This window comes from Frigidibacter albus (genome assembly GCF_009908165.1).
Lineage (GTDB): Bacteria > Pseudomonadota > Alphaproteobacteria > Rhodobacterales > Rhodobacteraceae > Frigidibacter > Frigidibacter albus.
Genome location: NZ_JAAAUC010000001.1, coordinates 275,163 through 289,012, shown reverse-complemented (window position 1 = coordinate 289,012; position 13,850 = coordinate 275,163). Strand labels below are relative to the sequence as shown.

The following is a 13,850-nucleotide window of genomic DNA, read 5'->3' as shown; positions in this document are numbered from 1 at the left end:
TTTCAACCCTCCGCGATCTTGATGTCCAGCAGACGCGTGTAGCCCTGCGAGACGGTCAACGCCGTGGGCCGGAAGGCATCGTTCTGGATGCCAGGGCTGGTTTCGGACTGTGCGAACACCTGCCGGTAGGGGAAGCGGATCATCTGCAGCGCGAACTCGGCGCCATCGACCGGGTCGGCCGGGCCATTGCTCATCCCCGTGCCCGTGGCGGCGGCGAAATTGCGTGCTGTGTTGGTCATGTCTATGACCCCGGCCGCGCCGCGCCGGAACGCCACCGGGATCTCGGCCGCCTGCAAGGACGTGTCCACCGCGTTGCCGGCGGCGTTGACATAGCCCGCCGTCTGCACGTTGCGCGCCGGCACGAAGGACTTCCACTGCCCGCCCGCCGAAGGCTCCATCCGCACGCCATATTGCACGCCCTGCCGCGGCTCCTCGATATGCAGCACGCTCGGCACCCCGTCGAACAGCGCCAGCAGGACCGAGGGGGCAAGCCGTTCCAGCCGCAGCAGCTTGATCCGGCTGGCATCGGATTCCGCCACGATCTCTTCATCGTTGTCCGCAGGCTCGCTGCGGTAGGCGCGCACATGCAGGCCCGGCCAGCCGGCAACGGCGGCAGAGCGCATCACGAAGCCGGTGACCAGCCCGGCGGTGCCGCCCAGCAGCGGCTCCCCTCCCGGCGCGCGATAGCGCCGCTCGGCATCGTCGATCTCTGCCTCGATCTTGGGATACAGCCGCTCCATCTGCGCCCGCTCGATGGTGTTGCCCGTGCCGACGCTCAGCGCGCCCTGCACCAGTGCATCGGTCCAGGCTCGGTCGAGAAAGAAGAAGCGGATCGACTCGTTGGGCAGCAGGTCCGCGTCGGGGACGAGGTTGTTGAAGGGAACGCCCTCCAGCATCCGCAGCCGGGCCAGGAAGCGCAGGATGTTCTCGGGTGCGATGGTCGGGGTTTCGGTATTGCCGCCCGCGACGAAGGCGCGGTCCGCCAGGGCGGCGCTGAGGATTGCGTAGGTCGATATGCTCGATATGTTCATCTGTCTCTCCCGAAACGGTCGGCCTCGAACTCGCCCAGACTCTCCATCTCCTTCAGGCGCTCGACGGTCTGAAGGTCGAATTTCTCGGCGCCGACGGCGACGGAGGCCAGCACGCCCAGCCCGGTTTCCAGCGTGGCCTCGATGCTGGCGGTCACCTTCGTGTCCAGCTCAAGGCGGGTATCGGCAACAAGGCCGGGCTGCGTGGATTGCAGCATGGTCATCACGCGCGGGTCCTCTGGCGCCTTGGCGATCAGCGCCATGATGTCGGCGCCGAGGCCAAGCCCCTCGGCCGTGAAACGGGTGACATCGCCCCGAAGCTCGGGGATCTCCAGCGCCGCGTCCACCGGCGGGCGCGGGTTGCCGACGGTGCGAAGCCTATGGCTTTCGATCACGCCCAGAAGGCTGCCCTCCAGCGCGCGCCCCAGATTGCCCAAGGCCAGCGCGGTGTCGAACTTCTCCAGGATCGCGGCATCCACGAACCGGTCGAGCAGGCGGAGCCTGTCGGCAATGGCAAGCTTCTGCCCCTGCCGGGCGCGGGCTGCGCCGAACGCCTCGTCGCGCCAGCGCATCAGCGCGGCCACGAAGGAGGGTTGCGACATGGCCATCAGACGCCCCGTCTCGAAGGCGACGGCAAGCGACACATCCTCGCGCCCATCAGGCGTCATCATCCGCAGGTGGTCGCTGACATGGGCCAGCACCGGAAACGGTGCGTCCGACGCAAGCGGGTCGCGCAAAAGCTGGTGGGGCGATAACGGGCCGCGATACCACGAATTCTCGCGCGCACCGGTGCGGGTCAGGTGCGGCAGGCCGACATGCCCGGTCTCGGCAATCTCCAGCGGCAGTTTCGTGACCGGGGCCGCGCCCGGATCGGCGCCGCTTGCCTGCGGCACGCAATCCGCGAGCGGGCGCTTGTAGCCGCCTTCCGCCTTGGTGCCGAGGAGGCCGACATCGAGGTTGCGCATCAACTGCTCGAAACTGCCATCCCCGGCGCAGGTGAAGCGCCACGAGGTCAGCACCGGGAAGCGGAAGAACCGCTCGAACGTGACCAGCTCCAACGGGAACTCGAAGGCGCGGAAGGTGCCCGCCACGCGCATGGACTGGCTGACCGCCGCCCCGCTGGCGAGGGTCGAGAAGTTACCGTCGAGGAAATCCTCCGCGCTGATCGTGCCCAGCCGGTTCGCGCCGCCATCGGCGCCGATCGCCGCCCGGTCCATCAGCGCCCCTTCGTGGAACACCACCTCGCCGCGCCGCACCGCATCCAGCATGGCATCGCGGTTGCTTGCATCGAGCGTCCGCGGCTCGCCATGCGTTATCAGCGGCACGGCGGCGCCCGAGATGGCCGCGCCTGCAATGCTGGCGACGGTGTCATTCAGGAAGACATCGGAGACATGGAAGAACGTCCGGGGCGGAGACTTGACCGGCAGCGCATCAAGCTGGCCCTCGAGGTTCACGAGGCAGGCGGTATAGGCCTTGGGCTTGCAGTTGACGCTGTCGAACTGCGGCATCCGGTTCGCCACCACCACCGCAAGGAAGCCGTCATCATCGCCCATCGCGGCTTCGGTATCGTCGAGGTTCACCTCGCGCACATGGGTCAGCATCGCGAGGTCTTCGATGGTCGGGAAGATCGCGTCCACCGTCGATTGCGGCACCGAAAGATAGCTGGCGCGCGGGGTATCGACCCGGCCGGTCAGCAGCACGCCGTTGGTGATGCACTCTTCCCACGGCTTGTCATGGACCACCTGCCCCTCGCCCTCGGCAATGACGATCAGGGCCAGCCAGGGCGTGCGCTCTTCCACAGTCTGGGTCTTGATGACGGTGCCGGTCGGGGCAGCCTTGCGGTCCCAAGGGAGGGTGCGCTTTTTCAGCACGATCTGCGGCAGGCGCGCCTCATACGCGCCTTCCGAATTGGCGGGCGGGAAGGTCATCAGCGCCTGATCGGGGGGCAGCTTGAAGCGCGGCGCGGTCACGTTGATATGGGTGGCGAGCGGCGCCGTCGGCAGGTCACCCTCCTCCACCCCGTCGCCGGTGGTGTCGAGCCCGACCCGGGCGGTCATCGTGTAGTCCCCGGCCTCCAGCGCCGGGACGATGCTGTCGTAGAGAAAGAACTTGCCTCGCGCGACCATGATCTACTCCACCGGGTTCAGGTCGGCTGGGGCCTGCCAGCTGGCAGTCACCGTGCCGGACCGTGGGTCTGCCACCGCCTCGAGATCGAGGCGCACCGCCTCGGCCACCATGCGCGAGGCGAGCCGGTCGGCCGGCAGCCGCGCCGCCACTACACCGTCAAGCGTGCCCGGCGTCTGGCCGCCGACGCTGACCGAAAAGCCGGCCCCGGCCTTCAGCGCATAGACGATCAGCGTCTTGCCATCGAAGGGCAGCAGCGTCGGCCGGGCGCCTGCCTCCTCCGCCCCGTCAAAGGCGATGGCGAGGTTCTCGAGGTCGGTGTCGGTCAGCGTCCCCTCCAGCACCAGCGCCAGCGAGGTTGCGGGGGCGTCGAAGCGGGTGACGACCAGCGCGGACTGGTCGGTCAGCGTGCCGGCCTGTATCCATCCCGACGCTGCCGCCCGCCCGCCCCGGCTGCGCGAGGCGCCCTCCGCGGTGACAAAGCCGCCAAGGCAGCGGGAGACAGAGCGGTCGAGATAGGCAAGGCGCGAGCCTTCGACCCAGCCCGCAAGCTCCGCCCCGGGCTCTGCCCCCGCGATCAGGGCAAAGGCGCTGAGCGCGCTCGGCAGCTCTGTCATGTCCTTCGCCGGGAACTGGTTCAGCGCGATGCGCCCATCAAGGCCGATGGCGATCAGCCGCGCGGTGCCGGTGATCTGCAGAACGCCCGAGGATTCGAACCGGGGCGAGGCGGCGGGCAGGTCGAAGACCGCGATCTCGCCTGCCGACAGGGCGCGGGCAGGCGCGGCGCCGCGGACCCGCCGGCGGCCCCGCGGGGCGGTGACCATCGCCGCGATGCCCGCCAGCACCGCCCGGTCCGCCGCCGCAGCCTTGCCCGCCCCGGCCGAGACCGCCGTCCGCGCCGCCACGGTTTCGGGCAGCACGGCGCGGGCGATCAGGGTGGTCTTGGCCAGCGGCTCCGCGATCTCGGCGCGCAGAAGCGCGGTGGCGAACCGCGTCTCGCGCCCCGCCAGCGCGTCCGCCATCGTCGGCGGAACCATGCGCTTGACCTTTTCTGACAGCGCGCCCTTCACCGTGGTCTGCGCGGCGACGGTCAGGCCCGGGGTCGCGCGCATCGCTTGCATCATCACGCCGCGCACCTTGAGCGTGCCGAACACCGCGCCGGGCACGGGCCGGGGCCGGACGACCACCGGCTTCTTGCCGCCCGCGGCCGCGGTGCCGACGATCCTCTCGGACAGCAGCCCCACGCGCATCGGGACCGCGCGTTCGCGGGCCCAGGACCGCACCGCGGTATCGCTGCGCCCCGCGGCCCGCCAGTCGGCGGTGAATTGCGGCATCCTGGCCGCGTCCAGCCCCGACAGCACCGCACGCAGGGCGACTGCCTCGCTGACCAGCCGCGCCCGCAGCGCCCCGGCATTGCGCAGCGGCAGCGGTTTGCGCGGCCCGGCTTCCACCTGATTGAACGCCACCCCGCCTGTCGCCGGGGCCGGGATCTTGCCGATCAGCTGCGGCTTGAAGACGAAATCGACGCCTTCGGTGGCGGTGATGATGTCGCCCTTCGGCACCGTCCGCACATCGGGGTTCTGCGCCGGGCCCCAGACCCCGACGGGGAAAGCCCCTGTGCGCCGCGGCTTCATGACGATCTTCAGGGTATCCCCGAGCCGCTCTGCCCCCACACCGTCCTTCTTCAGCGACAGGTGCAGCGTGGAATTGTGGATCACCCGGTTCACCGGCGCGAGGCCAAGCTGCTTGCCGGCGGGCGTGGGGGTGATCGTGCCCGCCCGGTCGATCCGGGTGACGGGGATGGTGGTGGTGAAGGACAGCTCGAACTCCGAGCTGACATCAAAGGGATGCGCGGCGGAGCCATCGGCCGTCCCCGGTTCGGTGCCCGTGGCGCTGGCGGGTGGCAGCGCGCCCTTGCCAGCCATCCCGCTGAGCGCCTGCGCGCGGTTGCCGGGCGCAAGCTCCAGATACTTGGCGGCGAAATCGGTCCAGGAGATATAGACCGCCGGCACATTGGCAGAGTTGCCAAAGCGGACGGTGATGTCGATGGGGCCCACCTCGATCCGGGCCTTGCCGTGGAACTGGGGCCCCGCCACCTCGATGAAGGCCCCCAGCGTGTAGGACAGCCGGACCGTTCCAAGGAAGGTCTTGATGCGGATGCCGGCCGACACGCGGGCATGGGCATCCGCCATGTAGCGGAACGGATCGAAATAGACGATGGCGTTGCCGCCGAAGCTGAGATTGGCGAAGGCGGGGCCGAACTTGGCGCTGGCCTCGAACAACCCGCCCGCCATGATCGCCTCGGAGCTCAGGGCGAAATAGGTTTCGGCCTTGATGACGATGTTGCTTGCCACGCTCCAGTTGAACCCGAGGCGCGGCACCACCGGGTAGCCGTCGCGCCTGAAGCTGGGATGGAAGCCGCCCAAGCTCAGCACGAACTGGCCCGCGAGCGGCCCCTTGAACCAGCTGACAAAGGCAAAGCCCCCCGTCAGCCGCGCGCTTTTGTGCAGCAGCCAGGAATTGTCGGTCAGCTGCGCCTGGATCCAGATCACGCCTTCTTCCGTCGAGAAGCGCGCCATCAGGCCAAGCTCGATAGACACCAGCGCCACCTCTGGTCGCGGCAGGGCCATGCGGGCGAGGCCAAAGATCGACAGCTCGAACCCCTGCCCGAACTCGATGCAAACCACCGCGACCCCGTCGACCAGCGCGAACGAATTGAAGCTGATCCCGGCGGCGAACCAGAAGCGGTCCTTCAGCGCCGGGAAGGTGTTCCGCACCTCCTCCATATAGGCCATCAGGTCGCCCGGCGGATCGAAGGACGGGTCCAGCGCCGCGATCATCACGAACTCGTCGAACTTCGACATGTCGGTGGGCGGCACCACGTCGCGGTTGATGCCAAAGCCGCCGCCGATGCCGGTCAGGAAAAACGCCGGCGGCCCACCGATGGGGCCGGTCACCGCGCCGAAGGCGAAGAAGGCGGTGAAGGGTCCCTGCGGCCCGGTCTGGATCGAGGCATAGCCGCCATAGAGCGACAGGCCATAGGTCGCGACGCGGGCCACCAGCATCCCGACATATTCGACATCCGGGTTCTCGCCGAACTTGCGCAGCCCCCCCGCCAGCGTGACGCCCGACAGATCGGCCGACACGGCAAGCCCGGCCAGATCGACGCTCCACGACGCCGGATCGAAGATGCCGCCCTGATCGAGATTGTAGCGCAGCTCCAGATCGTCGACCGCCGCCGAAAGCCCGGCAATCGACACGCCCCCGTCGAACAGCAGCGAGATCGACTGAAGCGTGTCGTTCGACACCTGCGTCCCCAGCCCCACCTGCGCGATATACAGCGGGCCGAACTGCTTGCGGATCGGCAACCACCAGGGCCCCCCCCCCTCGCCCGCCGAGAAGCCAAAGGCGATGCCGCCGCCCTGCGCCGCGGGCCGGGTCTGGACCGAGAAGGCGGGGCTGAAGGCGGGCGCGAGGGCCGCATCGCCGCTGTTCGTTTCGGCCAGCATTCCCTGCGCGATGGGGTTGCCACCGCTGGCCCCGCCGACAGCCGCACCGATCTCGGCCAGCTGGACCTGCGCGCCGCCCAGCATCTCGCCCGCCCCGATCCGCGCGAAGATGTGCAGCGCGATGGACCCAAGCGACAGCGGCGTTGCCAGCAGCGGTGCATTGCTGCGCCCCACCCGGATGCCGAGGCCGTTCACCGACAGCGACGGCTCGAACCCGATGGTCGCGCCCTGCACCCGCAACAGCCCGATGGCGATGCCCGCGGGCGGGCCGCCGATGATCCAGCGGCTGTCATTCTCCAGCCAGACGGCGATGTCGCCGCCGACAATCTCCAGCCGTTGCGCAAGCGTCAGGGCGAGGCCGATGGAATTGCCCGACTTCGCCAGCGAAATATTCAGCTCGCCGCCGATCGACACGCTCGGGGCCGCGGCCGCGATGTTGTCCAGCAGCTTCAGCGCGCGTTGCAGCTTGGTGTCGAAGAATTGCTGCGGTGTTTCGCCCGGGTTCGGCAGCACCCGGAAGAACTCGGGGTCGAGCCCGGCGCCCGGCACCAGAACCACGCCCTCCAACACCGCGCGCACGTCGCTGGACCCGACATCGAGGTCGAGGATCTCGACCACCGGGCCGAGGTCCATGACGAAGGAGCCGATCAGGTCGATGGCAAAGCGCATGATCCCGGCGGCGATTTCTTCGGGCGAGTTGCCGCCGAAGCCCAGATCGAAGCTCTCGGTGTCGAAGTCATAGCGCAGGGCCAGCGCGTTCGTATTGGCGGCATCGGTCGCAAGGCCGACGGAAATGAACGGATCGGCCGCCGCGCTGCCTATGTCCAGCCGGACCACGGGGCGCAGCACGATGGCATCCACAAGCGGGATCTCGGCGGGGCCGACGGTGGCCTGCAGAAGGGTCAGGCCTGTGGCGTCGAAGCGCAGCGTCGCGGCGACGCTGCGCACGAAGGGAATGGCGGCGATGGTGGCCGACACCTCCACCGCGACCGGGTTGGCAAGGAAGCCGATGGCGATGACCGAGCCGGGGGTGCCGGCATTGTTCACCTGCAGCCGCACCCCGCCCGCCGGCGTGGTGACGGCAACCCCCGCCGGCAGCGCCGGGCCAAGCCGCGCCAGCCCGCCGGCCAGCAGTTGCGGCCAGCGCGCTTGCAAGGTGCTCGCCGGGTCCGTCGCCCAGGCGGTCAACTGCGCCGCGTCGAAAGCGCCGCCCTGCCGCAGTTGCAGCGCGTCACCAATGTCGCCCAGCAAGTTGCCCGCGTCCGTCCCCGTCGCCACGATCGCATCCAGCGCCTCGGGCAGCGCCGCGACCACCCCCGCCGCCGCAAGCTGGGTCAGCCCGCCGACCTCTGGGTAGATGCCGATATCGCCGCCGGCCGCAGGGCGCAGGACCAGCGCAACGTCGCTGCCCGCCACGGTCAGATGCACGGCGCGCGTTCCCGCTGCCCCGCCCTTCAGGCCCACGAACAGGTCCAGCGCGGGCTGGACGCTGCCATCGGTGCCAAAGCGCAGGCCGAAGGCGCCGCCAAGGGCGACGTCCGCGGCGGGCAGGAACAGCGCGGGGTCGAGCGTGATCTCCAGCACCGTGCCTGCCTGCGAGCGGGCGCGCAGCGAAATCCCGGGGGCGAGGTCCCACACGCCGGGCGCGCCGGGCAGGTTGACCAAGGGCCTCAGCCCATCCAGCGCGGCGATGACTCGGGCCGACGTCACGGCGGTCGAGGAGCCAAGCGCCGTCTTGATCCACGCTCCGGGGTCGATGAACACCTGCGGCGGAACTGCCGTCACCTGACTGCCCGCGACAGTCTTCAAGAGGCCAAAGGCAGTCAGCGCGGCGTCGATCACCGGCTGCACGGCCGGGTCGGAGCCGCGAAGGCCCTCGATGATCCTCGACAGCGCGAAGGCGGCGAGGGCTGGCAGCACCGGCCGCGCCAGAAGCTCGAAGTTCGGCGCGGGCCAGATCGGCAGCGCCTCGGGCAGGTCAAGGCCCTGCGCCAGACCCGCCGGCAGGCGCAGCGTCAGCGCGAATGGGGCCAGCGTCGCTGCAAGCTGCAAACCGCCTGCTGCGCCAAGCCGCAGGGACCCGCCCGAAGCGCCCGCCGGGCGCAGCGTCGCCGCAAGCGCCCAGTCGCCGAACACCGGCTCGCCCGTTGAACCGGACAAGGCCACGGTCAGTGACCTTGAGCCCGCATCGAAGCTCAGCCCGGCATGATCCGCCGCAAATCCCGCGATCAGGTCCAGCAGCCGCTGGCGCAGGGCGGCATCGGCCAGCGCCTCTTGCAGCCGCGCCGCCGGATCGTCGAGCCAGTTCGACAGCGACAGCCCGTCAAAGCCACCGGCCGCATCCAGCACGCCCACCGCCTTCAGCGCCTCGCGGATGCGGCCAAGCGTGACATCGGCGCTCGCCTCCAGGTCCTGCATCACCACCGAGATCAGCTGGCGGATTTCCGGCGTCGTCGGCGCCGCCAGACCGTCGATGCCCAGGCCCGCATCCGGCAGGCCCGGCGACAGCACCAGCCGCGGGAAGGCGCGCCCGTGGATGCGCACGCCGTGCAGCGTCACTTCGCAGCGGTCCAGCCCCGGCTCCGTGCCGCCAAGCGACAGCCGCACCGCCACGTCGATGGAGCGCAGTTCCAGCGGCAGCGCCCGAACCGCAGCGCCCGGCCCGCCGATGAGCCAGCCGCCCTGCCGCCGGATCTCGAAGCCAGCCGCAATGCGCCGGGCAGCCCGCGCCCGGGGCAGCGGGAACCGGCCGGTGCTGTCGATGTCGCAGCCCAGCAGCTCGGCCAGCGCCTGACCTTCCACCGCAAGGCCGCCCGGTGCCGGAGCATTCCTGAGCGGCAGGTACAGCCCGAGCGACGCCGAGGTGATCTGCCGGGACGGCCGCTTGCGGGCACGCACCTGCGCATGCAGGCTCAGCCCCGCCGCGACGGTCGCCGTCAGCGCCCGGTTGACGGTGTCGCGGTCGATCACGCCGTGAACCAGATGCACTTCGAGGTCGGCGCGTCTGGCGCCCGTCCACCCCGAGGGCAGCGCAAGGCCGGCCAGATCGAAGGCCGAAGCGCCCAGACGCATCGACAACAGCCGCCGGGCGGTGGCCAGATCGGCATCGTCCGGCTCGGCCGGGTCGGGACCCGGCAGGAACTCGCCAAGGCGGCGCAGCATCTCGGCCGTCGCGGCGGCGGGCGGCGGCAGCGCGCTCAGCGGCAGGCCAACGGTCACCAGCCGGTTGTTGCCGCTACCCATTTCATGCAGCGCCAGCCAGGCCGCGTGGCCCGCGGCGGCATCGGCGATGACGGTGGCGCCCGCCAGATCCTGCAGCACGGTCTTCAGCCGCGCGACCTGTCCGCGCGTGCCATCGGGATCGCCGCTGGCCAGTTTTGCATCGGCGCGCGGCGCGAGGAGCACATGCCAGGTGCCGGGCCCCGCCAGCGGGGTAAACGCCCCCGGGTCGCGCCCGGCCTCGCGCATGTCAAGCATGCGGGCAGGGTCGATGGCGGCATCGACGGCAGCGCCCGCCGCCAGCACCGTCACCTGCACCACCATTGCCGGGGCGGCGCCAAGGAGCACTGCAAGGTCCAGCCCCGCGATCAGCCCGGCGGCAGAGCGGTTCTGGACAAGGTGCAGTACCGTGCCCGCCGGCGCGGCGGCGGGCGGCGGAACCAGCCCGTCAGTGCCTTGCCACAGCGCGGCAACGGCCATCAGCCCCTGATGCAGCGCCTCGGCCGTCAGCCCGGCACCAAAAGGTCCGCCGACATCGGGCATCTCGCTGAGGATCGCTTGTGCCAGCTCTCCGGGGCCCAGCCCTGTGGCGCCCGGCCGCCAGCCTCTCAGGCCCATCGAATGCAGCGTCTGCGGCACTGGCAGCGGGGCATCCGGCTCGCGCCAGGCGGCCAGCGCGGGCAGGCCGGACCCCGGCAAGAGGTCGATGCGCCAAGGCTCGGTGATCGTGCCGCGCCCCTCCACCACGAACGAGGCGTTCGGCCGCCCCGACAGGAACCGTGCCAGCGGTTGCAGCCGCCGCGCCACCTCTGCCTCGGGGTCGCCGATCAGATCGGCCAGCCATTCGCGGATGGCCATGCCCGCATCGTCCACCAGCGCCGACAGCGCAAGGCGGTGCCGCCTCGGCCCGCCCAACATCGGCGCCGCGGGCCGCCAGCCAAGCGCCTCGACCAGATCATCGAGCCAACGCGATTGCAGCTTGGTGGCGACGATGGCGGCCAACCGCTCCAGCGCCTCCCACTCGCGATTGCCAAGGCTGGCCAGTATCTCGTCAAAGGGCAGTGACAGGTCGGGGACCGGCAGGGGCAGGGGCACATTGTCGAACACCACCGCCGGGTTCGGGGCGGACAGCCGGATGCCGAACCCGCCATCCGGCGTCCAGAGGGCGGTGATGCCCAGATGGTCCACCTCAACCCGCACCGCGCCCTGATCGGTAACCAGCCGCCCGCCGCCACGGGCGCGGCCCAACGCCTGGACCAAAACCTCGGGCAGGAAGCTGGCACCGCCGCTGGCAAGGTCAATCGCCACGATGGCGGCGCGCACCCGCGTTTCGATCACCGTGCAGCGCTGGCCCAGCGTATCGACGCTTCGCACAAAGCCGAGCCCGAGCGTCAGCCGCCCGTCTGCGCCGCGCCAGACCGCGACGTGCAGCCCCGCAACCAGCGGCAAGAGCCACGGGGAGGCCGAGGTGCCGCTGCCGGTCACGGAGCCAGGGGTGGCGTCGCCGGTGAGCAGCTCGCGCAGTTGTGCCAGCACCGCGGTGACATCCGCAGCATGGTTCGACATCACGTCATCCCAATGCGCCCGAAGCGCGCCCAGCGGGTCGCCAAGGAAGGCGATCAGGTCGACGCGCGGGTAGCCCGCGCCCGCGCCGGGGGGCGCCCGCCAGCCCAGGGCCACCGCGATCCGGTCCGCCGCGGGGCCAAGAGTGTTCAGCACCTCTGCCAACGCATCCGTCGCCGCCTGCGCCGCCGCCGCCGCCAGCGCATCGGGGTTGGTCAGGTCGAGCCGTGCATGGGTGGTGCCAAAGACCACGGCATTTTCCAGCGCGATCACCAGCAGCGGGCGCCGCCCAGCATCAAGGCCGAAGCCGATCAGCATTGCGTCGGCGGCGACATTCGGCATCGCCAGCGCGGACAGGTCAAACCGCGCCTCCGCCCGCAGCGAGGGCACGGCAACCGCGGCCCTGGTCCCAAGGTCAATGCGCACGAGATCGGCCGTGATCCCGACTTCTGCCGCGCCCTGGCTGAAGCCGAAGGACAGCGACAGCGTCACCACCGGGCGCCCCCCGGCGCCCGGCACCGCGGCGAGGCCGATCCGCACCTGCGCCGCGCCAACGGGCAGCGTGACGCCCGAGGGGCTCGCGGCGGCGCCATTGGCCAGAAGCTCTGCCAGCGCCTGCAGCCAGGCGGTGCGGCGCGGCGCATCCCCCAGCGCCTGCGCCATCCAGTCGCCCAGGGCCGCGGCGCCCCGCTCCACCACATCGGCAATGGGGAAGGCGGGGATGTTCGGGTCACCCGCAAGGCCAAGCAGCTTGGCGAACGCCCGGATCTGCGCCCCCGCCGCCGTGCCGATCTGCGCCTGCAACAGGCCAAGGATCAGCTCGATCCCGGCATCCGCCACAGCCTCCGGATCACTGAGTGACAGCACCAGATCACGGCCCGCCGCCTCGCCCGGAAGCTGCAGGCCGCGAAGGGTCAGCCCGATCTGCGGATCACCGTCCCCCAGCGCCGTGGGCACCGACAGCAGCACACCCACCGCCTGCAATCCGGCCTCGCCGGGCGCTGCGGGGGCATCCGCTATCGTCACCTCGCTGGTCATCACGATCCGCCCGCCGGGCCGGCCCATCAGCTCTGGCGAGGGGGTCGCCGGACGCCCCTTCTTGCCGGCGCGGAACAGCGGGAACAGCAGCGACGAGGCGCTGACCGCCAGCGGTGCCGAGGTGGCGAAACGCACGCCCAGCGACAGGCGCACCTCGTCTTGCGGCGCGTCATCGACGACAAGGAAGAAGACGATGGCGGAGCCGGGCGCCAGGGGTTCCGAGAACAGCTCGATCCATTGCCGGTTCTCGGCATCGCGCTCGATCTGCCCCTCACGCAGCGTGGCGACGAAGTTCAGCAGGGCCTGCCGCTGCCCGTCTTCGGCGAGCATGTCCTTGAGGTAGTCGTCCGGGTTGGCAATCCAGTCACTGTTGAACTCCCCCGCCGCCGTGACAAGCCCGAGGGCGCGCAAGAGGCCCGACATCTCGCCGAAGTCACCGGGCGCGAAGGCGTTCATTTCGCGCTCCTGTCATAGGCAAAGCGCGCCTGCGTCTCCACCCGCAACTGCCCGCGCCGGGCGACGAGGCCGCGTGGCACCAGCCGGTCGTTGCGTTCATCCCGGCCCGAGGCGCCGGCGAGGCTGTCGGCGAGATCCAGAAGGATGCCGTAGGCGAAGGCGGTCAACGCCTCTCCCCAGACCCGTGCGATCAGCGGCTCGCCCGCGGGGCGGTCGGCGGTGGCCATGATCATCCCCGCCACCCGGGCCCCGCTGCCCACGGCAAAGGCGATTTCCATGTCCCCGCTCGCCTGGTCGCACTCTACGGGCACACAGATGCGCACAAGTCCCTCGGTCACGGCGCTGCTGACCTTGGCGGCATGGACCACAAGCTGGTTGGTGCCATCGTCCCAGACCGCGCTGGCCTCTCCCTCTGTCCGGCGCAACGCGGCAAGCTGGAGGAGCGGGCCAAGCGCGGCCGTGGACATTGGCAGCACTGCGCCCTTGCGCCCGCTGGGAACGGGCTTGGCCGGAAGGGTTTCGGGGCGTTCGGCCCGCAATTGGCCAAGGACAGATCCGATGACGAAGTCGAGCCCGTCGACGCCGCGCGGCGGATCGCCCGCCATCTTGCCGATCAGTTTTGCGATCTGCGCGGGCTCGATCTCGGCGCCCTGAAAATCGCCGGCAACAGGGATGGGGTCGTCGTTCGGGCCGCCTGGCTTGTCGGGTTTGTCGGGCTTCAGAAGGTCGTCGAGGCTGATCCCGCCAAGATTTCCGATCTCACGCAAGATCGCCTCAAGACGGCGCCTGTCGGCGGCGGTGAGGTCACGCCTGCCCCGCAGCTCGCGCAGCCGTTCCTCAAGGACGGCGGTGCGACGGGAAGGTTGCTCTGCAGGTGGGCGCACCATGAGCCAAGCCTTGAGAAAAACAAGTG

General features: G+C 70.4%; 4 protein-coding genes. All 4 read right to left on the bottom strand.

Annotation, left to right across the window (positions count from 1 at the left end; all coding sequences use genetic code 11):
* Positions 1–2: 2 nt before the first annotated feature.
* Genes GVY41_RS01295 through GVY41_RS01280 form a run of 4 tightly spaced genes read right to left on the bottom strand, consistent with a single transcriptional unit; the run spans position 3 to position 13,824 of the window.
* Positions 3–1,031, bottom strand: a complete 1,029-nt coding sequence (locus GVY41_RS01295) for a hypothetical protein (protein ID WP_161342601.1) — start codon at positions 1,029–1,031, stop codon at positions 3–5.
* Positions 1,028–3,154: a hypothetical protein gene (locus GVY41_RS01290; protein WP_161342599.1), complete on the bottom strand. Its 2,127-nt coding sequence runs from the start codon at positions 3,152–3,154 to the stop codon at positions 1,028–1,030. Before GVY41_RS01290 ends, GVY41_RS01295 begins: the two co-directional genes overlap by 4 nt.
* Before the next feature lie 3 nt (positions 3,155–3,157).
* Positions 3,158–12,937, bottom strand: a complete 9,780-nt coding sequence (locus GVY41_RS01285) for a DUF6603 domain-containing protein (protein WP_161342597.1) — start codon at positions 12,935–12,937, stop codon at positions 3,158–3,160.
* A complete protein-coding gene (locus GVY41_RS01280; protein ID WP_161342596.1) occupies positions 12,934–13,824 on the bottom strand; it encodes a hypothetical protein in 891 nt (296 codons plus the stop codon). The genes GVY41_RS01285 and GVY41_RS01280 overlap by 4 nt, the downstream gene beginning before the upstream one ends.
* Between the last annotated feature and the right edge of the window lie 26 nt (positions 13,825–13,850).